Source organism: Saccharopolyspora sp. ID03-671, assembly GCF_045278815.1.
GTDB classification, from domain to species: Bacteria; Actinomycetota; Actinomycetes; order Mycobacteriales; family Pseudonocardiaceae; genus Saccharopolyspora; species Saccharopolyspora ipomoeae.
This window is the reverse complement of sequence record NZ_CP134054.1, coordinates 231,034-254,761: the sequence shown is the minus strand read 5'-3', so window position 1 is coordinate 254,761 and position 23,728 is coordinate 231,034. Positions and strand designations below refer to the sequence as shown.

25 protein-coding genes are annotated in these 23,728 nt (G+C 71.4%); 16 read left to right on the top strand and 9 right to left on the bottom strand.

Translation table 11 applies throughout. The annotated features are described in order from the left end of the window. The first annotated feature begins 88 nt into the window (after positions 1–88). A complete protein-coding gene (locus REH65_RS01235) occupies positions 89–355 on the top strand; it encodes a helix-turn-helix domain-containing protein (protein WP_406690881.1) in 267 nt (88 codons plus the stop codon). A gap of 25 nt (positions 356–380) precedes the next feature. Here the strand turns inward: REH65_RS01235 and REH65_RS01230 are convergent, their stop codons facing one another. Then, positions 381–1,703, bottom strand: a complete 1,323-nt coding sequence (locus REH65_RS01230; RefSeq protein ID WP_406690880.1) for a methyltransferase domain-containing protein — start codon at positions 1,701–1,703, stop codon at positions 381–383. Between the two features lie 777 nt (positions 1,704–2,480). Here REH65_RS01230 and REH65_RS01225 point away from each other — a divergent pair. From REH65_RS01225 to REH65_RS01210, 4 genes are read left to right on the top strand one after another with little or no spacing between them, the layout of a single operon-like run. Beyond that, a complete protein-coding gene (locus tag REH65_RS01225; RefSeq protein ID WP_406690879.1) occupies positions 2,481–3,380 on the top strand; it encodes an ABC transporter substrate-binding protein in 900 nt (299 codons plus the stop codon). 15 nt (positions 3,381–3,395) lie between these two features. Further along, entirely contained in the window at positions 3,396–4,175 is a 780-nt protein-coding gene (locus tag REH65_RS01220) for an ABC transporter ATP-binding protein (RefSeq protein ID WP_406690878.1), read from the top strand. Next, complete coding sequence (locus REH65_RS01215) at positions 4,168–4,965, top strand: ABC transporter permease (protein WP_406690877.1); 798 nt, start codon at positions 4,168–4,170, stop codon at positions 4,963–4,965. The genes REH65_RS01220 and REH65_RS01215 overlap by 8 nt, the downstream gene beginning before the upstream one ends. Before the next feature lie 51 nt (positions 4,966–5,016). Beyond that, positions 5,017–5,946 carry a TauD/TfdA dioxygenase family protein gene (locus REH65_RS01210; protein ID WP_406690876.1) on the top strand — a complete coding sequence of 310 codons (930 nt, stop codon included), beginning with the start codon at positions 5,017–5,019 and terminating at the stop codon, positions 5,944–5,946. A gap of 42 nt (positions 5,947–5,988) precedes the next feature. On the opposite strand, the gene REH65_RS01205 is transcribed toward REH65_RS01210, so the two are convergent. Together REH65_RS01205 and REH65_RS01200 are read right to left on the bottom strand one after the other, a co-directional pair. Beyond that, positions 5,989–6,387, bottom strand: a complete 399-nt coding sequence (locus REH65_RS01205; RefSeq protein WP_281454213.1) for a VOC family protein — start codon at positions 6,385–6,387, stop codon at positions 5,989–5,991. 106 nt (positions 6,388–6,493) lie between these two features. Beyond that, a complete protein-coding gene (locus tag REH65_RS01200; RefSeq protein ID WP_406690875.1) occupies positions 6,494–6,931 on the bottom strand; it encodes a MarR family winged helix-turn-helix transcriptional regulator in 438 nt (145 codons plus the stop codon). A gap of 71 nt (positions 6,932–7,002) precedes the next feature. Between REH65_RS01200 and REH65_RS01195 the strand changes: the two genes are divergently transcribed. Continuing rightward, complete coding sequence (locus REH65_RS01195; RefSeq protein ID WP_406690874.1) at positions 7,003–7,584, top strand: quercetin 2,3-dioxygenase; 582 nt, start codon at positions 7,003–7,005, stop codon at positions 7,582–7,584. A gap of 711 nt (positions 7,585–8,295) precedes the next feature. On the opposite strand, the gene REH65_RS01190 is transcribed toward REH65_RS01195, so the two are convergent. The 3 genes from REH65_RS01190 to REH65_RS01180 form a co-directional block, all read right to left on the bottom strand. Beyond that, positions 8,296–8,973, bottom strand: a complete 678-nt coding sequence (locus REH65_RS01190; protein ID WP_406690873.1) for a GntR family transcriptional regulator — start codon at positions 8,971–8,973, stop codon at positions 8,296–8,298. Between the two features lie 75 nt (positions 8,974–9,048). Then, positions 9,049–9,840: an alpha/beta fold hydrolase gene (locus tag REH65_RS01185; RefSeq protein ID WP_406690872.1), complete on the bottom strand. Its 792-nt coding sequence runs from the start codon at positions 9,838–9,840 to the stop codon at positions 9,049–9,051. A gap of 54 nt (positions 9,841–9,894) precedes the next feature. Further along, entirely contained in the window at positions 9,895–10,653 is a 759-nt protein-coding gene (locus REH65_RS01180; protein WP_406690871.1) for a helix-turn-helix domain-containing protein, read from the bottom strand. Positions 10,654–10,710: 57 nt separating this feature from the next. Between REH65_RS01180 and REH65_RS01175 the strand changes: the two genes are divergently transcribed. Together REH65_RS01175 and REH65_RS01170 are read left to right on the top strand one after the other, a co-directional pair. Continuing rightward, positions 10,711–11,334: an MSMEG_1061 family FMN-dependent PPOX-type flavoprotein gene (locus tag REH65_RS01175; protein WP_406690870.1), complete on the top strand. Its 624-nt coding sequence runs from the start codon at positions 10,711–10,713 to the stop codon at positions 11,332–11,334. Between the two features lie 9 nt (positions 11,335–11,343). Then, positions 11,344–12,222, top strand: a complete 879-nt coding sequence (locus REH65_RS01170; RefSeq protein WP_406690869.1) for a PDR/VanB family oxidoreductase — start codon at positions 11,344–11,346, stop codon at positions 12,220–12,222. Here the strand turns inward: REH65_RS01170 and acnA are convergent. Continuing rightward, complete coding sequence (acnA, locus tag REH65_RS01165) at positions 12,171–14,819, bottom strand: aconitate hydratase AcnA (protein ID WP_406690868.1); 2,649 nt, start codon at positions 14,817–14,819, stop codon at positions 12,171–12,173. The genes REH65_RS01170 and acnA overlap by 52 nt on opposite strands. Positions 14,820–14,862: 43 nt before the next feature. On the opposite strand from acnA, the gene REH65_RS01160 reads away from it, so the two are divergent. The 8 genes from REH65_RS01160 (at position 14,863) to REH65_RS01125 (ending at position 21,652) form a co-directional block, all read left to right on the top strand. Continuing rightward, positions 14,863–15,006 carry a hypothetical protein gene (locus REH65_RS01160; RefSeq protein WP_406690867.1) on the top strand — a complete coding sequence of 48 codons (144 nt, stop codon included), beginning with the start codon at positions 14,863–14,865 and terminating at the stop codon, positions 15,004–15,006. Then, positions 15,003–15,998, top strand: coding sequence for a Bug family tripartite tricarboxylate transporter substrate binding protein (locus tag REH65_RS01155; RefSeq protein WP_406690866.1), 996 nt, complete (start codon positions 15,003–15,005; stop codon positions 15,996–15,998). The genes REH65_RS01160 and REH65_RS01155 overlap by 4 nt, the downstream gene beginning before the upstream one ends. Beyond that, positions 15,995–16,462: a tripartite tricarboxylate transporter TctB family protein gene (locus REH65_RS01150; protein ID WP_406690865.1), complete on the top strand. Its 468-nt coding sequence runs from the start codon at positions 15,995–15,997 to the stop codon at positions 16,460–16,462. The genes REH65_RS01155 and REH65_RS01150 overlap by 4 nt, the downstream gene beginning before the upstream one ends. Continuing rightward, on the top strand, positions 16,459–17,955 hold the full coding sequence (locus tag REH65_RS01145) for a tripartite tricarboxylate transporter permease (protein ID WP_406690864.1): 1,497 nt from the start codon (positions 16,459–16,461) through the stop codon (positions 17,953–17,955). Before REH65_RS01150 ends, REH65_RS01145 begins: the two co-directional genes overlap by 4 nt. A 73-nt stretch (positions 17,956–18,028) precedes the next feature. Further along, the gene (locus REH65_RS01140; protein WP_281454201.1) at positions 18,029–18,892 is read left to right on the top strand and encodes a GntR family transcriptional regulator; all 864 of its coding nucleotides are present in this window, start codon (positions 18,029–18,031) and stop codon (positions 18,890–18,892) included. Between the two features lie 96 nt (positions 18,893–18,988). Beyond that, a complete protein-coding gene (locus REH65_RS01135; RefSeq protein ID WP_406690863.1) occupies positions 18,989–19,441 on the top strand; it encodes an NUDIX domain-containing protein in 453 nt (150 codons plus the stop codon). Positions 19,442–19,520: 79 nt separating this feature from the next. Then, positions 19,521–20,717: a cytochrome P450 gene (locus REH65_RS01130; protein ID WP_406690862.1), complete on the top strand. Its 1,197-nt coding sequence runs from the start codon at positions 19,521–19,523 to the stop codon at positions 20,715–20,717. A 158-nt stretch (positions 20,718–20,875) separates the two neighbouring features. Next, positions 20,876–21,652 (top strand): NPP1 family protein, encoded by a 777-nt coding sequence (locus tag REH65_RS01125; protein WP_406690861.1) that lies wholly within the window; start codon positions 20,876–20,878, stop codon positions 21,650–21,652. Positions 21,653–21,754: 102 nt separating this feature from the next. Here REH65_RS01125 and REH65_RS01120 read toward each other — a convergent pair whose 3' ends face one another. Together REH65_RS01120 and REH65_RS01115 are read right to left on the bottom strand one after the other, a co-directional pair. After that, the gene (locus tag REH65_RS01120; protein WP_406690860.1) at positions 21,755–22,624 is read right to left on the bottom strand and encodes an SMP-30/gluconolactonase/LRE family protein; all 870 of its coding nucleotides are present in this window, start codon (positions 22,622–22,624) and stop codon (positions 21,755–21,757) included. Beyond that, positions 22,621–23,622 carry a zinc-binding dehydrogenase gene (locus tag REH65_RS01115; protein ID WP_406690859.1) on the bottom strand — a complete coding sequence of 334 codons (1,002 nt, stop codon included), beginning with the start codon at positions 23,620–23,622 and terminating at the stop codon, positions 22,621–22,623. The genes REH65_RS01120 and REH65_RS01115 overlap by 4 nt, the downstream gene beginning before the upstream one ends. Between the last annotated feature and the right edge of the window lie 106 nt (positions 23,623–23,728).

The window sequence follows — 23,728 nt, the reverse complement described above, 5'->3', positions numbered from 1 at the left end:
GCACTCCCACGACTTCTTCGCTGCTGAGGGTATTTTAATACCACGCTAGCACTTGCGGGTATTTTAATACCACCGTAGCCTTCCCCTCGTGGTACGCCTTCCCCTCACCCCCGATCAGGTCGAGTCCGGTGCGCGCGTCGGCAAGATGCTGCGGGACGCGCGAGCGGGCCGCGACCTCGTCGAGACCGCCCGCGCGGCCGGGATCTCCCCGGAGACGCTGCGCAAGATCGAGTCCGGCAGGCTGCCGACCCCGGCGTTCGGCACGGTCGTGGGCCTCTGCGACGCCCTGGACCTCCCGATCCACGAGGTCGCCGAGGTCTGGCGCTCCGGCACGAACCTGCGCAACGTCTCCTAGGGACTTGCTTCGCTCGACGTGAGGATCACCGCACCCGTCGGGCCTTGAGCACGACGTCGTGCGGGTGGTCCTGCTTGCCCTCGCCCGTGCGCGGCCGGATCTCGTCGACCTCGACCTGCCAGTCGCCGTCGAGGAGCTTGGCCACGTCGCCGGGCAGCACGTACTCGGCGGGGTCGAACTCGGCGTCGGGCGGGAACCCGGCCGGGTCGTGCCCGACGTAGAGCAGCACCCCGCCGGGGGCGACGGCGGCGAGCAGTGCGCGCAGCGGTTCCTCGCCCCGGTCCTTCTTCAGCGCGAAGTACTGCGCCGAGACGAGGTCGAACGAGCGGGCCGGCGGGTGTTCGACGGCCAGATCCGCCCGCACCCAGGCGATGTCGTCGGCGACCTCGGGCGCGGTGTCGGCGGCGATCTTCGCGCCGCGTTCCACCGCGACGCGGGAGATGTCGGTGGCGGTGACCTTCCAGCCCTGGCGGGCCAGCCAGATCGCGTCTCCCCCTTCCCCGCAGCCGACGTCGAGGGCCTGGCCAGGTGCCGTCCCGGCGATCTCGGCCACCAGGGCGTCGTTGGGGTTGTCGCTGAACAGGCGCTCCTGGCCGCCGTAGCGCTCGTCCCACTCCTGCGCGCTCATGCGCGATTCCTCCTCGTTCGGCAGTCCGTGGCGCCGCTCCCCCATCGCGACCTCGCAGGTCCGGTTCTCGTTCTCCGGTGAGAAGGCGGCCGCCGCGACGGCTCGGGCGGTCTCCTCCTCGACCAGCTCAGCGTTGATCATGCCTCCTGCCTGCGCCCCGGCGGCCGCGGCGACGACGACGGTGGCGCGCAGGTCTGCGCTGTTGCCCGCGACCCACACGCCCGGGATCGCGGTCCGCCCGTCGGCGTCGGCAGGCAGCACCTCGCCCCCGCTGGGGTGCGCGACGGGTTCCAGGCCGAGCCCGGCGGCGAGCTCGGAGCGCGCGACCATGCGCGGCGCGACGGCCACCGCCCGCAGCGGCACCACGCGCCCGCCCGCGAGCCGGACCCCGGTGAGCTCGTCGCCGACGACCTCCAGGCCCTCGACGCGCTCGGGCACGACCTCGACGCCGCGCGCGGCGAGCTTCGCCGCCTCCTCCTCGCCGGGCCCCTCAGACCCGTTGAGCAGCAGCGTGATCCGGTCGCTCCACTGCCGGAACAGCAGCGCCTGGTGGACGCTCATCGGGCTCGTCGCCAGCACGCCGATCGGCTGGTCGCGGAACTCCCAGCCGTGGCAGTACGGGCAGTGCAGCACGTCGCGCCCCCACCGCGCGGCCACGCCCGGCACGTCGGGCAGCTCGTCGCGCAGCCCCGTCGCGAGCAGCAGTCGCCGCGCGCTCACCCGAGCCCCGTCGGCCAGCTCGACCGCGAACCCCGATCCCTCGCGCCGCGCCGATCACCTGCCCCGCAACGATATTCCCCCCGTACCCGGTGACCTCGCGCCGCCCGGCCGCCAGCACGTCCCCGGGCGCGGCACCGTCCCGCGAGAGGAACCCGTGCATGTGCGCGGCGGGAGCGTTGCGCGGCTCCTCCCCGTCGACGACGAGCACGCTGCGACGGGCACGCCCGAGCATCAGCGCGGCGTTCAACCCCGCCGCGCCACCTCCCACGACGATCACGTCATACCTGGTCAGGCCCTGTTCTGCCATCTCCGACCACCTCCAGGCACCACAGTGCCCGACCACTCCGCCATCCGGCAAAGTTCTTTGCCGAACCAGCAATATGGGATCGCATCCCGCCTTGCGGGATAGACCGGGTCCGTGATTGACACCCTCGCGCGGCCGCTGGTTCTATCGAGGGCATGCCAGCGAACACCGCTCTCGTCGAGCGCCGCTACGTGGACTGCCTCCGCGTCGCCAGCGCCCGCTGTCGCTGACCTCTCACCGCCGCCGATCCGACTCCGCGGCGTTCTCCCCCTCACCACACCGCTTTACGCGGCGCTGATGCGTCGCGCCCGCTCCCGGTCCCCTAGAAGACGGGTTCCCCAGCTGTGCCTTCCTCGACACGGCGTCCCCTGGGACGTCGCGATCTCCTGCGCCTCGGTCTGTCCGCATTACCCGCCGCGACCCTCCTCAGCGGGTGCGCTTCCTCCTCCGCCGCCCCGCGCGGCGAGACGGGGGTGGTGCGCTACCAGGGCTGGTCCGGCCAGGTCACCTTCCCCGAACTCGCCGCCGATCTCGGCCTGCTCGGCGATCTCCGCCTGGAGTGGATCGGCAACACCACCAGCGGCCCGCAGGACATCCAGGCCGCCGTCACCGGCGATGTCGACATCGGTGGCGCGTTCAACGGCTCCGTCCTGCGGCTGGTGGCCGCCGGTGCCCCGATCCGCGCGGTGGTCTCCTACTACGGCTCGGACGCGCTGAGCAACGCCGGGTACTTCGTGCTCGACGACAGCCCGCTGCGCGGGCCCGCCGACCTGCGCGGCGCGGCGGTCGGGATGAACACCGTCGGCGCCCACCACCAGGACGTGCTGGGAATCTACCTGCGCCGCAACGGTTTCACCGATGCCGAGATCCGCAACGTGCAGCCGGTGGTGGTGCCGCCGGTGAGCTCGGAGCAGGCGCTGCGATCCGGTCAGCTCGACGTGTCGACGATGACCGGCGCGATTTCGGAGAAGGCCAAGGCGCGCGGCGGGATCCGGCCGCTGTTCACCGACTTCGAACTGCTGGGAGCCTTCAGCGCGGGCTGCTACGTGCTGCGCGAGGAGTTCATCGCCGCCAACCCGACCACCACCCGAACGCTGGTCGGCGGCATCGCGCAGGCGGTGCGCTGGTCGCAGACCAGGCCGTACCCGGAGGTCGTCGCGCGGTTCACCGACATCATCCGGCGGCGCGGCCGCAACGAGGACACCAAGACCGCCGCCTACTGGCGTTCCAGCGGGGTCGCCGGGCCAGGCGGGGTGATCGCCGCCCGCGAGTTCTCGATCTGGCTGGACCGGCTCGTCGAGTCCGGGGTCATCGAGCCCGGTTCCGTCGACGTCTCCCGCACCTACACCAACGCGTTCAACCCGTTCGCCTGAGATGAAGAGGCATCCATGACAGACATCGTCCTCGACGGCGTCACCCGGTCCTTCCGGGGACGCGACTCCGAGATCACCGCTCTCGACGGCATCGACCTGCACATCGCCTCCGGCGAGCTGGCCGTCATCGTCGGTCCCAGCGGATCGGGCAAGTCCACGCTGCTGGACCTGCTCGCCGGGCTTGACTCCCCCACGCGCGGGCAGATCCGCATCGGCGGCAAACCGGTCACCGGTCCCGGCCTGAACCGGGGCGTGGTGTTCCAGCAGTACGCGCTGCTGCCGTGGCGCACCGCGCAGGCCAACGTCGAGCTCGGGTTGGAGGCCAACTCCGCTCCGCGGGCCCAGCGGCGCGAGCGGGCGCGCGAATACCTCGACCTGGTGGGGCTCTCCGAGTTCGCCGGGCACTACCCGCACCAGCTCTCCGGCGGGATGCGCCAACGCGTGGCCATCGCGCGCAGCCTGGCCTTCGACCCCGACGTGCTGCTGATGGACGAGCCGTTCGGCGCCCTCGACGCGCAGACCCGCGAGCGGTTGCAGGAGGAGCTGCTGGGCATCTGGCGGCGCACCCGCAAGACGATCGTGTTCATCACCCACGACATCGACGAGGCCGTCTACCTGGGGCGCAAGGTCACCGTCCTCACCTCCCGGCCCGGGCGTGTCCAGGACACGGTCGACATCGACCTCGCCGAGCGCACCAGCCGCGAGGACACGCTGCGCCGGCCGGAGTTCGCCGAGCACCGGCACCGGGTCTGGTCGCTGCTGCACGCCGCCCCGGAGGTGATCGGCGTTGGCTGACACGCTCACCCCGACCCGACCCACCACCGGCACCACCGGCGCGCGGGCGGGCCGAGCCGCGCGTTCCTCCATCGCGATCCTGGCGTTCCTCGCCCTGTGGGAGCTGGTGCCGCGGATCGGCCTGGTGGACAGCATCTTCCTGCCTCCGGCCAGCCGGGTCGCGACCACCTGGCTGGAGCTGGCCCTCGACGGTCAGCTGTGGGAGAACCTGGGCGCGAGCCTGGCCCGCGCGCTGAGCGGTTTCGCCATCGCACTGCTGATCGCGGTCCCGCTGGGACTCGTCATCGGGTGGTACCGCACGGCCGACGAGCTGCTGACCCCGCTGCTGGAGGTCTTCCGCAACACCGCCGCGCTGGCGCTGCTGCCGGTGTTCGTGCTGCTGCTCGGCCTGGGCGAGACCTCGAAGATCTCGCTGATCGTGTTCGCCTGCGTGTGGCCGATCCTGCTCAACACCATCAGCGCCGTGCGCACCGTCGACCCGCTGCTGATCAAGTCGGCCCGCTCGCTCGGGTTCGGCTCGGCGGCGGTGTTCGGCAAGATCGTGCTGCCCGCCTCGGTCCCGACCGTGTTCACCGGCATCCGGCTGGCCGCCGCCGGATCGATCCTGGTGCTGGTGGCCGCCGAGATGGTCGGCGCCAAGGCCGGTCTCGGCTACCTGATCAACGCCGCCCAGTACAACTTCGAGGTCCCGCAGATGTACGCCGGGATCGTCACGATCTCGCTGCTGGGCATCGCGTTCAACCACGCCCTCACCACCGTCGAGCGCCGCCTGTCGCGTTGGCGCAGCTGACCGATCGGCGCGCACCCGCGCCGATTCCGCACCGATGAAGGAGAAACCGTCATGACCGCTATCCCGCAGCAGAAGACCGCCGTCGACGTCGTCAAGCTGGGCGCCCGCATCGGCGCCCGCATCGACGGCGTGCGCCTGGGCGGTGACCTCGACGAATCCACCGTGGCCGGGATCCGCTCGGCGCTGCTGGCGCACAAGGTCGTGTTCTTCCGCGGCCAGCACCACCTCGACGAGACCTCGCAGCAGGAGTTCGCCTCGCTGCTGGGCGATCTCACGCTCGCGCACCCGACGACCCGCAGCCGCGCGATCGGCAACATCCTGCCGATCGACTCCGACTACGGGAAGGCCAACAGCTGGCACACCGACGTCACCTTCGTCGACCGGGTGCCGGCGATCAGCGTGCTGCGCGCGGTGCAGCTTCCGGCCTACGGCGGCAGCACCACCTGGGCCAACACGGCCGCCGCCTACGAGGACCTCCCGGAGCCGCTGAAGGCCCTGGTCGACGAGCTGTGGGCGGTGCACACCAACGACTACGACTACGCCGCCCGGGTCGACGAGACCCGGACCGGCGGGGTGGACGTCAAGCAGCAGACGCACCGCAAGGAGTTCGTCTCGGACCTCTACGAGACCGAGCACCCGGTGGTGCGGGTGCACCCGGAGACCGGCGAGAGGGCCCTGCTGCTCGGGCACTTCGTGAAGCGGTTCGTGGGTCTGCGCAGCGCGGAGTCGCAGGCGCTGTTCCGGCTGCTGCAGGACCGGGTGACGAGCTTGGAGAACACCGCGCGCTGGCAGTGGCAGCCCGGTGACGTGGCGATCTGGGACAACCGCACGACCCAGCACTACGCGGTCGCCGACTACGACGACCTGGCCCGCAAGATGCACCGCGTGACCGTCGCGGGTGACGTGCCGGTGTCGCTGGACGGCCGACACAGCGAGACCCGCGTCGGCGACGCCTCCGGCTACTCGGCGCTCCCCGCCTGACCGCGGCACCGGGGAGCGCCCTGCCCGCGGGGCCCTCCCCGGTCAGCCCGGTGGGGCGAAGAACTCCAGCGCGATGTGGTCGGGGTCGCGGAACTGGACGCCGGAACCGTAGTGGGCGTCGACGATGCCGCCGTGCTGGATGTCGAGGTCGTCGAGCCGGTGGCACCAGCCCTCCAGCTCACCTCGGTCGCGGCAGGCGAAGGCGACGTGGTCCAGTCCCGGGCGGCGCTCGTCGAACGCGCACTCACTGCCGCCCGGGTGGGCGTGCAGGCCGAACAGCTGTCCGTTGGCCAGGGCGAACACCGTGTGGTGGAAGCCGCCGGTGGTCTCGTCCTCGTCGAGGACCGGTTCGGACCCGAACAGAGCCCGGTACCAGCGCGTGCTGCGCTGCAGATCGGACACCGTGACCGCCACGTGCGCGATGGGCGGGAACTCGGCCATGCCAGCCTCCTCGGGAACTGCGCCGGAGGCGGCCGAACCGCCCCTGCGCGGTGGTGGTGGCTCAATGGTGCCGTCCCGCAGCGGTTCGCGGAACCTCCTCGTCACCTCAGCGGATGAGCGGCGGGCCTCCCCAGGGCTGGTCGAGGGCGGTGCGCAGGGCGGTGACGGCGTCCTCGCCGATGCGAGTGGCGAGCTCGCGTTCGATGGCGTCGATGGTGCTCAGCGCCTTGCTGTGCACCCGGTGCCCCTCGTCGGTGACGCGGACCAGGCGGCTGCGGGCCGAGGTGGGGTCGTCGACCTGTTCGAGCAGGCCGATCGCGATGAGCCCGTGGACGGCCTGGTGGACCGACTGCCGAGTGGTGCCGATGCGCCGGGCCAGCTCAGCGACCGACGTGCCGCGGGCGTCGAGGTTGGCGAACACCGCCGCCTGCGCGACGGTGACCGGCTGCTCGCCGGAGTCCCGCATGCTCTGGTCCAGGGCGTCGTCGAACCAGCGCTTGGCGGAGGCCAGCAGCTGCGGCACGTTCGCCGGGGTGTCGTTCATAAAACCACGATCCCATGACGCTCGGTGCGCGAGTGGTGCACGCCTCGCACATTGTCAGGTACCTTGACGTTATGACCATCGAGTTCGCCACGCCCTACCGGAACCGTTCGCAGATCCCGCCGGAGCCGGGGGTCCCCTACTTCATCGAGAAGGGACAGGGCGACCGCGCGCACCTGTTCGGGGACCTGATCACGATCTACGCCGGTGGTGAGCAGACCGAGAACACGTTCAACTTCTTCACCTGCGAGGGCCCGCGCGGCGACATCATCCCCGCGCATTCCCACCCCGACACCTACGAGGTCTTCTTCGTCACCGACGGCGCGATCCGGCTGTTCGTCGAGGAGATCGGCGGCGAGCAGCACGAGAAGCTGCTCACCTCGGGCGATTTCGGGTTCGTCCCGAAGAACTGCCCGCACGCCTACCGGATCGAGCGCCACCACAGCCGCATCGTCGGCGTCGCGGCCGGACCGAGCGGCACGTTCGAGCGCTTCTTCGAGAACCTGGGCACCCCCACCGACGAACCAGGGCTCCCCGCGGAACCGGTCGTCCCGGAGCCGCACAGGTTCGGCACCGCCGGCGAGCACTACGACGTGCACTTCCTCCCGGACCACCAGTGGCGCACCCCGTCGGCCACGTCGCCCTCACAGCCGTGATCCGGGGCGCCCGGGGCTTCGCGGCTCCTGGAGCAGGACGGCTTTAGGGTACGTTTCAAAAGGAATGCAACCAAGACGACCCAAGCTTTGGTAAACGCGACCCACTACGCGTACGTTTCGAAAGGCAGGGGAATTTCGTCTGAAATTGGCGGACCGCACGACGAGAGGAAGCCACGAAAAGAAGCCAATTTCGGACGAAATTGCCCCTCCGCGCCTACCCCAAGCACCCCGCGAAGCGCTCCCAAGGTACCCCCGAGGGGTGGGAAAGTTTTCATGAAAACTGTCCCACCACCCACACGGTGGAACCACAAAACCCCAGATCAACCGCCTCAAGGGCCCTGGAGTCCACCCCACAGACAGACCCCGAGGGGTCTGACAGTTTTCATGAAAACTGCACCCCCCCCACGGGGCTCTTCAGGATCGCTTCGCGGGGTCGAGCTGCTTGCGTGCGGAGTGGCAATTTCTCCAGAAATTGGCTTCGTTTCGTGGTTCTCCTCGCGTTGTGCGGTCCGCCAATTTCAGAAGAAATTGCCACTGCCTTGCGAAACGTACCCGTAGTGGGTCGCGTTTACTGAAGCTTGGGTCGCCTTGGTCGCGTTCCTTTTGAAACGTATCCTTAGTCCAAACTGTCCGGGCAACACGGACATTGATCATGGGCGATTCGAGGAAAAACCGTCCCTTGGCGCGCCGAGCACACCACCACCCCGAATCTCAGAGCGCGTTGAAGCGGGATTGGGTCTTGTCGACTTCGGGGAGGGCTTCGATGACGCTGCCGAGGTGGGTGCGCATGGCGGCCTCGGCGGCGTCGGCGTCGCCCGCGCAGATGGCCTCGATGATGGCCAGGTGCTGCGGCAGCGACACCGAAGGGCGGCCGGGGTGCATGGCCAGGCGGAACTGGTGGCGGACGTTCTGGCCGCGCAGCCTGCCGAGGACATCGGCGGCGATCTCCTGGCCGCTGATCCGCAGGATCAGGGCGTGCAGCCGCTTGTTGATCTCGGAGTAGCCGAGCACGTCACCGGAGGAGACCGCCTGGCGCATCTGCTCGCCGATCTCGCGCAGCTCGGCGTGCTCGTCCTCGGTGGCGCGCTGCGCCGCGCGCGCGGCGCACAGCCCCTCGACGACCATCCGGACCTCGGTGATCTCGATGGCCTCCTGCAGCGACACCGCCCGGACCCGCGCACCCCGGTTCTGGATGCGCTCCACCAGGCCCTCGGTGGTCAGCTGCACCAGCGCGTTGCGCACCGCGGCCCGGCTGGCGCCGAACTGCTCGGAGAGCTCGGCCTCCACCAGCCGCTGGTTCGGCGCGAAGTCCCCGCTGGTGATGGCCGCGCGGATGGCGTCCACGACCGGGGTCTCCTGGCCGATGTCGTCCGGCTTAGCTGTGGTCACTGCGCCTACCCCAGATTGGTGACAATTTTGTGCACCAATTCTAGCTGGCCGCCCGTCCGCCCATCAGCACCGTCCTCACCGGTCGGGATCGGCGAGGAAGTCGAGGACCAGCTCGCTCGTGGCGGGGCGGCCTTCGTGGAAGTAGGCGTGCCGGAGTCCGGGGAGCACCCGGGCGCGGGCGTCGGGGATGCGCTCGGCGATCAGCTCCGCGTTGCTCGCCGGGGTCATCCGGTCGTCGGCGCCGTGCAGCACGAGCGTGCGGGCGCGAATGGCGGTCAGCTGCTCCCAGGCGTCGTGCCGGTTGCTGGCCGCCAGGTGGTGGCGGCGGGCGTGCGGCGGCATGTCCGGGTCGCCGAGCACGCAGCGCGGTCCGTCGTGCTCGGCCAGCCACCCGGGGCTGTACATCAGCTCCAGCAGGGCTCGCTCGGCCGCACCGGGATCGGGCTGGGCGAGGGCGCGGCGGACGTCGGCGTCGCGCTCGGTGGCGCGCGGACCGCCGGGCGAGGTGCAACCGAGCACCAGCCGGCGGACCCGGTCGGGGTGGTCGATGGCGACCCACTGCGCGATCCGCCCGCCCATCGACGTGCCGTAGACGTCGGCGGAGCCGATCCCGAGCTCGTCCAGGACGGCTACCACGTCGGCGGCGAAACCCCGTGTGGAGCAGGGCTCGTCGGGTTTGTCGCTGTCACCGGTGCCCCGGTGGTCGAACGTGATCGTGCGGTGCGCGCCCTCGAAGTCCTCGCGGACGCCGTCCCACCAGCGGTGATCGTTGGCCTGCCCGGCCAGCAGCACCAGCGGCGGACCGGCACCGCCGACCTGGTAGGCGATCCGCGTCCCGTCCTGAGCGCGCGCGAAGCCCTCCGGCATCCGATTCCCTCCCGGTGCTGACCGATCCGGGACGGAACACTACGCACGATCAGCTCACCGGGCGGCTCCGCCCTGGTAGATGCTCGGGGGCTGGCCCGTGAGGCGGCGGAACGCCTCCGCGAAGGCCGCGGGCTTCCGGTAGCCGACCGCGCGAGCGGCGCTGCCGACCGAGGCGCCCGCGGAGAGGTGACCGATCGCGGCGCGGACGCGCACGCGGGTGCGCCACTGGTTGAACGTCAGTCCCGTCTCGGCGCTGAACAGGCGGCTGATGGTGCGCACGCCCGCGTTCACCGCGAACGCCCACTCGTCGAGGTCGCGCGGGTCGGCCGGGTCGGCGATCAGCGCGTCGGCGATGCGCCGGACGCGGTCGTCGGCGGGGATCGGGACGTCGAAGACCGTGTTGGGAACGGGTTCGAGCAGCCCCAGCAGCAGGGATTCGGCGTGCCCGCGCAGCGGTCCGCGCCGCCGGTTCTCGTCGAGGTGCACGATGAGCTCGGCGATGAGCGGGGTGATCGCCACACCGGTGGGTTCGCGCCAGTCGGTGGGGCCGTGGTCGTCGACGAAGATCACCACGCGACCCCGGCCGGGACGGCGGGTCTCCACCGAGTGCAGCACCCCGGCGGGCATCCACATGCCGTGGGACGGCGGGACGAGCCACTCACGGCCACCGGCGTGCACGGCGAAGGTGCCCGATTCGGCCCAGCTCAGCATGTTCCGCCGGTGCCGGTGCTCGCCCGCCATGCCCGGGTCGAGTTCGGGCCGGCCGACGACCACCAGCATCGGGTTGGCCGCTTCGCGGTCATGGATGGCCACCTGCCGCACACCGGCCACCCTACTGTCGGGTCCACCAGGCCGACGCAGGAGGAGCGCATGACACCGGCACGACCCAGGCAGGTCCCGTTCGAGGAGGTCCGGGCCCGCATCGGCGAACCGGACGCGATGATGCGGGGCAAGAAGCAGTCCGAGCTCGACGAGCACCTGCGGCGGTTCATCGCGCACTCGCCGTTCCTGTCGATGGCCACCGCCGACGCCCAGGGCAACGCCGACTGCTCGCCGCGCGGCGACTACCCCGGCTTCGTGAAGGTCCTCGACGACTCGACGCTGGCCATCCCGGATCGCCCGGGCAACCAGATCGCCGACTCCTTCCAGAACCTCGCCACCAATCCCGGTGTGGGACTGCTGTTCTTCATCCCGGGGCTCCCGGAGACCGCGCGGGTCAACGGGTCCGCCCACGCCACCGACGACGCCGAGGTCCTGGCCCGGATGCAGGTCGAGGGGCGCACGCCGCAGCTGGCGATCGTGGTGCGGGTCGAGGAGGCGTTCCTGCACTGCGGGCGCGCGCTGCTGCGCTCGCGGCTGTGGGACCCGGCGAGCCAAGCGCTCGCCGAGGAGATCCCGTCGCCCGGCGAGATCGCCGCCGACCAGTTCGGCCTCGACATCGAACCCGACACCCTGAACTCGATGCTGGAGCACGGCTACCAGCGGCTCTACTGAGAGGTACCGGTGCAGAAGGCACTCATCGACGACATCTCCCCCATCGCCGACGGCGTGGTCGCGCTGACCCTGCGCGGCACCGGCGGACCGCTGGCCGCGTGGGAGCCGGGCGCGCACATCGACCTGACGCTGCCGAACTGGCTGACCCGCCAGTACTCGCTGTGCGGCGACCCGGACGGCCCGGACTACCGGATCGCGGTGCGACGCGAGCGGCTCAGCCGGGGCGGCTCGGAGTACGTCCACGACCACCTGCGGCCCGGCCGGACCGTGCAGATCTCCCTGCCGCGCAACACCTTCCCACTCGTCGAAGCGCGGGAGCACCTGTTCGTGGCCGGAGGCATCGGCATCACGCCGCTCCTGCCGATGCTCAACGCCGCCGCGGCCTCGGGATCCGAGGTGCGGTTGGTCCACTCGGGACGGTCGCTGCCCTTCGCCGAGGAGCTGCGGCGCCGGCACGGCGATCGGGTCCGGTTCGAGCGCCCGGACCTGCCCGCCCTCGCCGCCGGGCTCGGACCGGAGGCGGTGGTGTACTGCTGCGGGCCGGAACCGATGCTGGCCGAGGCCGAGGAGGTGTTCCCGGCCGAGCGGCTGCACGTGGAGCGGTTCCGGCCCCGCACCAGGACTTTCGCGCCGAACACCGCTTTCGAGGCGGTCTGCGCGCGGTCCGGCAGGACGGTCCCGGTCGAACCCGGCGACACGCTGCTGGAAGCGCTGCGCATCGCCGGGATGCCGGTCGCCTCCGGCTGCCGCGAGGGCGTGTGCGGCAGCTGCGAACTGCGCTACCTCGACGGGGAACCGGACCACCGCGACGAGGTCGGCGCCGCCGGGGGACGGCTCTACCCCTGCGTGTCGCGGTCCCTGTCCGACCGGCTCGTGCTGGACCTCTGACCGAGGACCCGGCGCACCACGTGCGGCAGGGTGCCGCCGTGGGTGAGGTAGTCGATCTCGTTGCGGGTGTCCAGGCGCAGCGACAGCTCCCACGAGGCGGTGCCGTTGATCGTCAGCCGAACGGGGTTCAGGCCGACGCTGAGGTCCTCCAGCCCGGTGATCACCAGCTCCTCCTCCCCCGTCAGCGCCAAGTCTCCCGCGGTCGTGCCCGGAGGGAGCTGCAGCGGCAGGACGCCCATGCCGATGAGGTTGCTGCGGTGGATGCGCTCGAAGCTCTCGGCGATCACCGCCCGGACTCCCAGCAGCGCCTGGACCTTCGCGGCCCAATCGCGGCTCGACCCGGCGCCGTAGTTGCGACCGGCCACCACCACGAGCGGAACCCGGTAGGTCTCGGCGGCCTCGTGCACCGGCAGCGCGCGGCCGTCGGCGGCGCGGGCCAGCGCGCCCCGCTGCTCGCCCGCGCCCCGCTGCTCACCGTCGATCAGCAGGTTCCGGGTGGTGGGGTTGGTGAAACCGCCGCGCAGCATCACCTCGTGGTTGCTGCGCCGGGTCGAGTACTGGTTGAGGTCGCGCACCTCGACGCCGCGGTCCCGCAGGTAGTGCCCGGCTGCGCTGTCGGGCGGGATCGCCCCGGCCGGGGAGATGTGGTCGGTGGTCACGTCGTCGCCGAGCAGCAGCAGGACCCGCGCGCCCCTGATCTCCCGGCGCGGTTCCGGTTCGGCCGGCAGGCCGGTGAGGTAGGGCGGGCGGCGGATGTAGGTCGAGTCCGGGGCCCAGTCGTAGCGCACGCCCCCGGAGGCCGGGAGTTCCCGCCAGTGCCGGGTCCCGGTGCGCAGGTCCGCGGTGTTGGCGCGGAACATCCCCGGCGCCACGGACTCGGCGACGACTCGGGCGACCTCCTCGTCGGAGGGCCACAGGTCCCGCAGGTGCACCGGCTTCCCGTCCCCGTCGGTGCCCAGCGGGGTGTCGAGGTCGTGCAGCACCGTTCCGGCCAGGGCGTAGGCGACCACCAGCGGCGGTGAGGCGAGGTAGGCGAGCGAGACCTGGGGGTTGATGCGGCCGCCGAAGTTGCGGTTGCCGGAGATCACCGCCGTCGGGGTGAACCCGTCGTCGACCAGCTCCGAGATCCTCGGGTGCAGCGCTCCGGAGTTGCCGATGCAGGTCATGCAGCCGAACCCGGCGATGTCGAAGCCCAAGGCGCGCAGCGGGTCCAGCAGGCCCGCGCGCTCCAGGTAGTCGGCGACCACCCGGGAACCGGGCGACAGCGAGGTCTTGACCCACGGCTTGCTGGTCAGCCCGCGCTCGGCGGCCCGCCGCGCCAGCAGCCCGGCCTGCACCATCAGGTCGGGGTTGGCGGTGTTGGTGCAGCTGGTGATCGAGGCGATCGCCACCGCCCCGGCGGGCACGTCCTCGCCGAAACCTCCTGCTGCGGAGTCGGTTTCGCCCACCTCGGCGCGGAAGGAGGCGGGCACCTGCGACAGCGGGACGCGCTGGTGCGGCAGCCGGGGGCCTGCCATGCTCGGCTCGACCGCGTCGAGGTCGAGCTCCAGCTCCTCGTCGTAGTCCGGTTCCGGCGAATCGGCGTCGCGGAACAGCCCCTGGGCGCGCAGGTAGGCGGCGACGACCTCGCGGTGCTCGGGTTCGCGGGCGGTGAGCTCCAGGTAGCGCAGCGTCTCGTCGTCGAACGGGAAGAACGCGCAGGTCGCGCCGTACTCGGGGGCCATGTTCGCCACCGCCGCCCGCGCGGCCCACCCCAGCTGCAGGGCGCCGGGGCCGACGAACTCGACGAACTTGTCGACCACACCGTGCGCGCGCAGCAGCTCGGTGACGGTCAGGGCGAGGTCGGTGGCGGTGACCCCCGGCCGCAGCCGTCCGAGCAGGCGCACGCCCACGACCTTCGGGAACGGGATGACGACGGGTTCGCCGACCATCGCCGCCTGGGCCTGCAGCCCGCCGACGCCCCAGCCGACCACGCCGAGCGCGTTGATCATCGGGGTGTGGCTGTCGGTGGCCACCAGCAGGTCGGGGTGCAGCACGCCGTCGTCGTCCCACACCACGCGGGCCAGCGATTCCATGTTGACCTGGTGGATGATGCCGGTCGCCGGGGGCACGACCCGGAAGTTCTGCAGGCTCCCCTGAGCCCACTTGATGAATTCGTACCGCTCGCGGTTGCGGCGGAAGTCGATGGCGAGGTTGTTCTCCAGGGCCGTTCGCGTGCCGTAGTCCTCGACGATCACCGAGTGGTCGACGGTCAGGTCCACCGGGATGGTCGGCCCGACGGCGGCCGGGTCGCCGCCGAGCTCGGCCACCGCGTCGCGCATCCCGGCGAAGTCGGCGAGCGCGGGCAGGCAGGTCGTGTCGTGCAGCATGATCCGGTTCGGGTGCACGGGGATCTCGCAGTCCGGGCCGCGCCCGGTGGCGCGCTCCAGCGCCGCGGGCAGCGCCTCCGGGGCCCGCCGCGCCACGTTCTCCAGCAGGATCCGCGCGGCGTAGGGGATCGCGGTGAGCCGGTCGTGCGGCAGCAGGTGCGACAGCGGCAGGTACCGGTGCGACCGCCCGCCTGCGGCGAGCGTGACCTGGGGGAACGTCGAGACCATGAGCCGATTGTATCAAAATGCATGTTCGCACAATCAATGATGAATGACTGTTGACTTCGTGCTGACGACCTTCGTATTGTTCCGTTCCGCACTTCGCGACAATCTCTCCCGACTTGAGGAGCGGAGCATGACGATCAGCGCGGATCGTTCCCGGCACCCCACCCCCGGCCAGGAGGTGGTGGCGTGACCGCCCGCCGAACCCTCACCCGCATCGGTCTCGCGGCGGCGAGCCTGCTGCTGGTCGGCGCCGGCGTCGGCGAGGCGTACGAGGCCGCCCGGCCCAGCGCCGGGATGCACGACAAGCTGCGGATCATCGCCCCCGCCGCGCCCGGCGGCGGCTGGGACACCACCGCCCGCGAACTCCAGAACGCCGCCCAGGCCAACGACCTCACCGGCACCGGCGAGGTCCTCAACGTCGAAGGGGCCGGCGGCACCATCGGACTGGCGCGCCTGGTCAACCAGCCCGGCGACACCAACACGCTGATGCTCACCGGCACGACCATGCTCGGCGCGGTCGAGATCAACGGCTCCCCCGCCACCGTTCAGGACACCACCCCGATCGCCAAGATCACCGAGGACTTCGACGCGATCGTGGTGCCCGCGAACTCACCGCTGCGCACCACCGCCGACCTCGTGCAGCGCTGGCGCACCGACCCCGGGGCCGTGGCCGTCGGCGGCGGCTCGATCGGCAGCCTCGACCACCTGCTGGCCGGGTCGCTGGCGGGCGCGGCCGGTGTCGGGCCGTCCGACCTCAACTACATCGCCCACTCCGGCGGCGGCGAGATGGTGGCCTCGCTGCTCGGCGGGCACCTCGACGTCGGCGTGGCCAACACCAACGAGATCAGCGACCAGGTCGAGACGGGCGAGCTGCGCGCCCTCGGCGTCGGCGCACCCGAGCGCTCCGGCGACCTCCCGGGCACACCCACGTTGCGCGAGCAGGGAATCGACATCGCGATGTCGAACTGGCGCGGCCTGACCGCCGCACCCGGTCTCGACGAGGCCGACGAGAAGCGGATCCAGGACTACGTCCGGAAGCTGACCGCCACCCCGCAGTGGCGGGACGCGCTGGAGCGCAACAACTGGATCGACGCCTTCCAAACCGGTCCGGAGTTCCAGCGGTTCCTGCGTCAGGACACCGAGAACATCCGCGCGATCACCTCCAGATTGGGGCTGTCATGACGACAACGGCACCACCGGACCGCGACCTGGGCCGACTCGTGCTGCCCGCGCTGGTCCTGCTCGTCGGCGCGGGACTGGTCCTCGGCGGGTTCGACCTGGACCTGCCGCTCAACATCGGCTACCTCGGCCCGCAGTGGTTCCCGATCGGCGTCGGCGGCGCGCTGCTGGTGCTCGGCGTCCTGCTGCTGTTCGACCGACCGACACCGGATACCGAGACCGGTCCGGAGTGGCGGTCTTTCGGGATCGTGGTGGCCACGCTGGCCGCGCACGTCGTGCTGCTGTGGCTCGTCGGCTGGATTCCCGCCGGGATCGCCCTGTTCTGGGGCATCGCGCGGGCGGTCGGCAGCACCCGGGCGCTGTTCGACCTCGGCGTCGCCGCGGTGTTCTCCTGCGCCGTGCAGTTCGGCTTCTCCGCCGGGCTCGGCGTGTCCCTGCCCGTCGGACTGCTGCTGGAGGCGTCGTGACCGAGACCTTCGGCCAGTTGCTGGCCGGCTTCGCCGACGCCCTGACCCCGCTGAACCTGCTGCTGTGCCTGATCGGCGTCGTGCTGGGCACGGCAGTGGGCGTGCTGCCGGGGCTGGGCAGCTCGATGGCGGTGGCGATGCTGGTGCCGCTGACGTTCAAGCTCGAACCCACCGGCGCGTTCATCATGCTCGCCGGGGTCTACTTCGGCGGCCAGTTCGGCGGGTCCACCACCGCGATCCTGCTCAACACCCCCGGTCAGTCGTCGTCGATGGCCACCGCGTTCGAGGGTTTCCTCATGGCTCGCAAGGGCCGTGCCCCGCAAGCGCTGGCCACCGCCGCGATCGGCTCGTTCGTCGGCGGCACCATCGCCTGCGCGGCGGTCGTGTTCTGCGCCCCCTACCTGGTGGACTTCGCGCTGCGCTTCGGCCCGGCCGAGTACTTCGCGCTGGCCGTGTTCGCGTTCGTGGCCACCGCGGCCGTGGTCGCCGACTCGGCGGTGCGCGGGCTCACCGCGCTGGGTCTCGGCCTGGCGCTCGGAGTCGTGGGCATCGACCAGCAGACCGGCGTTGCCCGGTACACGCTCGGTTCCGACGCGCTACTCGACGGCATCAGCGTCGTCGTGGTAACCGTCGGCATGCTCGCGATCGGCGAGGTGCTGCACGTGGCCGCGCGCGGCCGCGAATCCCAACGCCTGCAGGACATCAGCACCGGCAAGCCCTGGCTGGGGCGCTCGGACGTGCGGCGGTCGCTGCTGCCGTGGTTGCGCGGCACCGGCATCGGGCTGCCGTTCGGTGCGATCCCCGCCGGTGGCTCGGAAATCCCCACGTTCCTGTCGCTGGGCTTGGAGCGCCGGTTGGCCGCGCGGCGCGGGCGGTCGGAGTTCGGCGCGGGCGCGATCGAGGGCGTGGCCGCACCGGAGGCCGCCAACAACTCCACCACGGCCGTCTCGCTGGTGCCGCTGCTCGGGCTGGGTCTGCCGACCTCGGCGACCACGGCGGTCATGCTCGGTGCCTTCCAGCAGTACGGGATGCAGCCGGGTCCGCTGCTGTTCTCCGACGAGGGCGAGCTGGTGTGGGCCCTGCTGGCGAGCCTGTTCATCGGCAACGTGCTGCTGCTGGCGCTCAACCTGCCGTTCGCCCCGGTGTGGGCGCGGCTGCTGAAGATCCCGCAGCACTACCTCTACGCCTCGATCGCGGTCTTCGCCACGCTCGGCGCCTACGCGGCGAAGCTGGCGATCTCCGACGTGATCCTGGTCTACGCGGTTGGCCTGCTCAGCTTCCTGCTGCGCCGCAACGGAGTTCCGCTGGCACCGGTGCTGATCGGGGTGATCCTCGGGCCGTTGGCCGAACGGGAGCTGCGCCGCGCGATGGCGCTGGGTCAGGGCGATCCGACGGTGCTGATCAGCAGCCCGATCGCCGCCGCCCTCTACGCGGTGCTGGCCGCGGCCGTGGTGGTGACCCTGCTGCTGCGCCGCCGCGCGAAGACCGCGTGAGCTCGGCCGCGCCGTCGCGGTCCCCCGCGGCGGCGCGGCTAGCATGGCGGCACCAAGCCACGGGAGGGAAGGCATGGCGCCCACCATCGCGATGCAGGTCATCGACCTGGTCCGGCGAGCCGAGCTGGACCGGGGCGCGCACGTGCGCGAGCAGTGGGTGGCCGACTCGCTGGACGTCTCCCGCTCGCCGGTCCGCAAGGCGCTGGCCTACCTGGCCGAGCTCGGGCTGCTGGTGCGCGAGCCCAACCGCGGCTACTTCCTGAACCGCTCGGCCTCCGAACTCGCCCACGTCGAGCTCTCCGCCGACGACGACGTCGAGGAGCGCGCCTACTTCAGCCTCGGCGACGACTACCTCACCGGCCGGTTCGCCGACGAGTTCACCACCGCCGACGTCGCCCGCAGCTACGACCTGAGCCCCCGGCAGGCCGAGCGGGTGCTGGCCCGCATGGAGCGCGAGGACCTGATCCGACGCCGCTCCGGCCGGGGCTGGGAGTTCCAGCAGGTGCTCTCGACCGCCGAGGCGCACGACCAGAGCTACCGGTTCCGCATGATCGTCGAACCGGCGGCGCTGCTCGAACCCGGCTTCACCGTCGACGCCGAGACCTTCGCGCTGCACCGCAAGCAGCAGGAGACGCTGCTGCGCGGTGACGCGCTGCTGCTGCCGCGCGGCGAGCTGTTCCGGGTCAACGCCGAGTTCCACGAGATGCTGGTGGGTTGCGCGGGCAACACCTACCTGCTGGAGTCGGTGCGCCGGGTCAACCGCGTGCGTCGCCTGGTTGAGTACCGCCACCAGGCCGACCGGCAGCGCCTGGTCCACCAGGCCCGCGAGCACCTGGAACTGCTCGACCTGCTGGAGTCCGGGGAGCGCGAGCGCGCGGCCGAGTACCTGCGCGGCCACCTCGACGAGGTGCGGGAGCGCAAGACGCGGCTCGGATAACCCGGTCGTGACGATTTCCCGGCATCGGGGGGCGTTTTCGCCTGAGGGCCGCCAAACTGGTCGGTGAGCCGCACGGACTGAGGGGGCCGTCACTCGATGAACACCGCACAACTCGCCGAACTGCTCGCCCGCGACACCGCCGACGGGATCGGCCAGCAGGTGGTCCGCGCGCTCATCGTGCGCGACGACCGGGCCCTGCTGCTGCGCCGCCCGAAGCACGAGTTCCGGGGCGGGGTGTGGGAGATGCCCGGGGGCAAGGTCGAACCGCACGACCGCGACCTGCTGGCGGCGCTGCGCCGCGAGGTCCACGAGGAGACCGGCCTGGCCGTCACCGGGTTCACCCGCTACCTCGCCGCCCACGACTACATCAACCGCAAGGGCCGCTCCGTCCGCCAGCACACATGGTCGGTGACCGTGAGCGGCGGGAACGTGCGCTTGACCGAGCACGACGCCTACGCCTGGGCGCACGCCCGCGACGCGCGCGCGATCAGCCCGGAGGACCGCGATCTCATCACCCGCCACGCCGGGCCGGGAGGACCACCGCTGTAGCCGTCACTCGAACAGAGCTCGACAGCCCGGTCCGCTCGCCCCAGGATGGAGCGCATCGCTCGCCGCCTGGAGGACGCCGATGTCCGAGGTTCCGCTGATCGAGCTCGACCCGCTGGCCGCCGATCATCACGGCGAGGCCGCCCGGATGCGCGCGGCCGGAACGGTGGTGCGGGTGCTGCTGCCGGGCGGGGTACGCGCGTGGGCGGTCACCGAGCACACCGCGCTGGCCGAGCTCGTCGCCGATCCGCGGGTGAGCAAGGACTGGCGGAACTGGACGGCGGTGCGCGAGGGCGAGATCGCCGACGACTGGCCGCTGATCGGCATGGTCAAGGTGACGAACATGGTCACCGCCGACGGGGCCGAGCACCAGCGGCTGCGCCGCCTGGTCACCCGCGACTTCACCCGCGGACGCGTGGAAGACCTGCGACCTCGGGTTCGCGACGTCATCGCCGGGCTGCTGGACGACCTGCCCCGCCAGGCGACCGACGACGTGGTCGACCTGAGACCGCACTTCGCCTACCCGGTGCCGATGCACGTGATCTGCGAGCTCGTCGGTGTTCCGGTCGAGTGGCGCGCCGAACTGCGGGCGCTCGTCGACAGCCTGTTCCGCACCGACACCACGCCGGAGGAAGTGCTGGCGACCCAGCGGGATCGGCACCGGCTGCTCAACGACGTCGTGGAACTGCGCCGGGAATCGCCGGGCGAGGACCTGACCAGCGCGCTGCTGCTCGCCGGTGAGTCCGACGCGCTCAGCACCGAGGAGCTGGTGGACACGCTGTGGCTGCTGCTCACCGCCGGGCACGAGACGACGCTGTCGTTGATCCTCAACACCACGCGCGCGCTGCTCACCCACCCCGACCAGCTGGAGCTCGCTCGCGCCGGGGCGTGGGCGGAGGCCGTGGAGGAGACGCTGCGGTGGGACGCGCCGATCGGGAACTTCCCGGCCCGCTACCCGCTGGAGGACATCACCATCGCCGGGGTGACGATCCCGCGCGGCGAGGCCATCATCGCGCCCTACAGCGGTGTCGGCCGCGATCCGGAGCACCACGGCACCGGTGCCGGCGTTTTCGACCTGACGCGCGTTCCGGAGCGGCACCTGGCCTTCGGCGGCGGGCCGCACTTCTGCCTCGGCGCGCACCTGGCGCGGCTGGAAGCCGTCGAGGCCGTGTCGGCGCTGTTCGCGCGGTATCCGTCGCTGACGCTCGCCGAAGACGCCCTGCTGCCGGTGCCGTCGTTGTTCAGCAATTCCGTGCAGCGGCTGCCGGTTCACCTGTGACCGATTTCCCACACCGCTCCGGCATTCGTTTGTGAAAACGGGAAAGTCGCAGGCCAGGCGCGTGGCGACCAATTCTGTTCAATTCGAATTCTCCTGCCCGGCAACGCAATGCATTTATGATCGCTCCAGTTTCGCCATCGGAGAGGAGCGGTCGCCCCATGACCACAGTGGACCGAAAGCGCGCCGGGAGGCTCGCGGCCGGCATCGCCGGAGCGGGAGTGCTGCTGCTGGCGCTGCCGCCGGCGATCGCGGCCGCCGACCCGCCCGCGGCGCTGCCCGTCAGCGCCGCCGAGGCCGACGCCAAGTGGCAGCCCGCGTTCGACTACGACGGCGACGGCTGCTACCCCACCCCGGCCATCGGTTCCGACGGCACGATCGCACCCGGTCTGGACACCACCGGCGCGGTGAACGGCAGCTGCCACGACCAGTCCGACCTGGACAACACCAACTCGTACTCGCGCGAGAAGTGCAACAACGGGTGGTGCGCCTACGTCTACGACCTGTACTTCGAGAAGGACCAGGCCGTCGACGGCAGCGGGCTCGGCGGGCACCGCCACGACCTGGAGCACGTCGTGGTGTGGGTGCAGAACGACGAGGCCAAGTACGTCTCGACCTCCGCGCACGGCGACTACTCGACCTACCCGGCCGACCAGGTCCAGTGGGAGGGCACGCACGCCAAGGTCGTCTACCACAAGGACGGCGTGGGCACGCACTGCTTCCGGCTGGCCGGTGCCGACGAGGCACCCGAGAACCACTACGGCACCTGGCAGTACCCGGCGCTGGTGAGCTGGAACAACTGGCCGGACACGGGTCTGCGCGACGCGCTCACCTCGGCCGACTACGGCAGCGCCGGCCTGGCCATCAAGGACGACGCGTTCGCGGGCAACCTGGAGAAGGCCAAGCCCGAAGGGATCCCCTTCGACCCCCACGGCTGATCACGATGGGGTGGGGGAAGTTTTCATGAAAACCTCCCCCACCCCCACCACGGGGACGAAGGTTCCCTTGGTGGGGGTGGGACGGTTTTCATGAAAACCGCGTCATCCCAGGTAGGTGCGGACGGGGAGTCCTCGGACTCCGGGGACGGTGACGAACAGGGCACCTGCTCCGGGGTGCGCGTCCAGGTCGGTATCGACCTGGGACGTCGTGATGTAGAGGTGGTCGAGGTCCTCGCCGCCGAAGGTGCAGGAGGTGACCTTCGGGGTGGGGACCTCGATGATCTCGGCGAGCTCGCCGTCGGGGGTGTAGTGGCGGACGGCCGAGCCGCCCCAGAGGGCGACCCAGACCCCGCCTTCGTCGTCGACGGTGAGACCGTCCGGAGAACCGTCGGCCGGGTCGATGTGCGCGAAAGGCCTTCTGCCGACCAGCTTCCCGTCTTCGAAGTCGAAGACGTCGACCCGCTGGGTCGGGGTGTCGGCGTAGTAGGCGCGGGTCCCGTCGTCGGTCCACATGAGACCGTTGGAGATGCTGATCTCGCTCAGCACGGGTTCGACGCGGCCCTGCGGGTCGAGGCGGTAGAGGGTTCCCGCGCCGGGGGTTTCGGCGTAGGCCATCGACCCGCAGTAGAAGGCGCCGTCCGGGCCGCAGCCGCCCTCGTTCATCCGGACCTCGGCACCGGTCCACAGCTCCGGCATCGGCCGGACGTCCTGCAGCGCGTCGTCGGCCAGCGCGAATCCGCGCTCCAGCGCGAGCACCGCGCCACCGGATTCCCTCGGTCGCAGCGCGGCGGCGACCGAACCGACGTGGTCACGGCGGATCTCGCCGGAGCCGTCGAGGGTGAGCACGTCGCCGACGAGCATGTCCACCCAGCGCAGACCGGGCCAGCGCGGGAACCACACCGGCCCTTCTCCGTGGGCGGCGACGGGCCCGGTGACCTGGTCCAGCACGGGTGAACCTCCGCGTCGCGTCATGGGTGCAGCAGCACCTTCCCGGTGGGCACCGACCGGTCGGCCAGCGCGCGCAGCGCCTGCTCGGCGTCGTCCAGGACGAACTCGTGGGTGATCAGCGGCGCGGGGTCGAGGTGCCCGGTGGCGAAGGCGCGGACCGCGTGCGCCCACGCGCTGGTGGACGCGCCGAACACGGTGTGCACGGTGACCGCGGCACCGACCAGGTCGGCCGGGGCGAGGGGCTCGTGCTCCTCCGGAGCGATGCCGGTGAGCACGGTGCGTCCGCCGCGCCGGGTGGAGCGCACCGCGAGCCGTCCGGTGCCGGAGGCTCCGGCGGCTTCCAGCACGACGTCGAAGCCGCCGTCGAGCTCGTCGGGTGCGCGGAAGTCCGTGGCACCGCAGGCTTTCGCCGGTTCGGCCCGGTCGGCGCGGGGGTCGACGACCACGAGGTGCCCGGCCCCGGCCGCGGCGAGCAGCTGGGTGGCGAGCAGGCCGAGGGTACCGCCGCCGATGACCGCGACGCTCTCCCCCACCCGGAGGTCGGCCTTGAGCACCGCCGAGGCCATGCAGGCGGCGGGTTCGAGCAGCGCGGCGGCGCGCAGGTCGGCCTCGTCGGGTAGCGGGTGCAGCAACCGGGCCGGCAGCTTCAGGTGGTCGGCCCAGGCGCCGGGCTGCGTGAACCCGGTCTCGTCGTACCCGGCCGAGCACAGGCTGGTGTCGCCTTCGCGGCATGCCGTGCACCGGCCGCAGTTCCGGAAGCCCTCCCCCACGACCTTGCGCCCGACGAGCTCGGGATCCGCGCCGTCACCGACGCGCACGACGGTCCCGGACCACTCGTGCCCCGGAACGACGGGGTAGCGAACGAACTCCGCGGGCCGAGTCCCCTGGAACACCTCCAGATCAGACCCGCAAATCCCGGCCCAGGCCACCGCGACGAGCGCCTCACCCCACCCGAGTCCGCCGACCTCCTCCTCAACGACAGCGAGAACCCCAGGCTCCCCGATCCGGACGGCCCGCCCCATCCCAACCCCTTCCACAACGCACGACCCCACCTCGAAACCCTCCCCAACCGAACCCCCGCTGTCCAGAACCCCACCCCACCCCGAACTCCCGGCTCACCGCACCCGG

Excerpts from the sequence above, each read along its gene's own strand:
- REH65_RS01220 (WP_406690878.1), top strand. The coding sequence starts at position 3,396 with ATGACAGACATCGTCCTCGACGGCGTCACCCGGTCCTTCCGGGGACGC.
- REH65_RS01210 (WP_406690876.1), top strand. The coding sequence starts at position 5,017 with ATGACCGCTATCCCGCAGCAGAAGACCGCCGTCGACGTCGTCAAGCTG.
- REH65_RS01205 (WP_281454213.1), bottom strand. The coding sequence starts at position 6,387 with ATGGCCGAGTTCCCGCCCATCGCGCACGTGGCGGTCACGGTGTCCGAT.
- REH65_RS01200 (WP_406690875.1), bottom strand. The coding sequence starts at position 6,931 with ATGAACGACACCCCGGCGAACGTGCCGCAGCTGCTGGCCTCCGCCAAG.
- REH65_RS01195 (WP_406690874.1), top strand. The coding sequence starts at position 7,003 with ATGACCATCGAGTTCGCCACGCCCTACCGGAACCGTTCGCAGATCCCG.
- REH65_RS01185 (WP_406690872.1), bottom strand. The coding sequence starts at position 9,840 with ATGCCGGAGGGCTTCGCGCGCGCTCAGGACGGGACGCGGATCGCCTAC.
- REH65_RS01175 (WP_406690870.1), top strand. The coding sequence starts at position 10,711 with ATGACACCGGCACGACCCAGGCAGGTCCCGTTCGAGGAGGTCCGGGCC.
- acnA (WP_406690868.1), bottom strand. The coding sequence starts at position 14,819 with ATGGTCTCGACGTTCCCCCAGGTCACGCTCGCCGCAGGCGGGCGGTCG.
- REH65_RS01160 (WP_406690867.1), top strand. The coding sequence starts at position 14,863 with ATGACTGTTGACTTCGTGCTGACGACCTTCGTATTGTTCCGTTCCGCA.
- REH65_RS01150 (WP_406690865.1), top strand. The coding sequence starts at position 15,995 with ATGACGACAACGGCACCACCGGACCGCGACCTGGGCCGACTCGTGCTG.
- REH65_RS01140 (WP_281454201.1), top strand. The coding sequence starts at position 18,029 with ATGGCGCCCACCATCGCGATGCAGGTCATCGACCTGGTCCGGCGAGCC.
- REH65_RS01135 (WP_406690863.1), top strand. The coding sequence starts at position 18,989 with ATGAACACCGCACAACTCGCCGAACTGCTCGCCCGCGACACCGCCGAC.
- REH65_RS01130 (WP_406690862.1), top strand. The coding sequence starts at position 19,521 with ATGTCCGAGGTTCCGCTGATCGAGCTCGACCCGCTGGCCGCCGATCAT.
- REH65_RS01125 (WP_406690861.1), top strand. The coding sequence starts at position 20,876 with ATGACCACAGTGGACCGAAAGCGCGCCGGGAGGCTCGCGGCCGGCATC.
- REH65_RS01120 (WP_406690860.1), bottom strand. The coding sequence starts at position 22,624 with ATGACGCGACGCGGAGGTTCACCCGTGCTGGACCAGGTCACCGGGCCC.
- REH65_RS01115 (WP_406690859.1), bottom strand. The coding sequence starts at position 23,622 with ATGGGGCGGGCCGTCCGGATCGGGGAGCCTGGGGTTCTCGCTGTCGTT.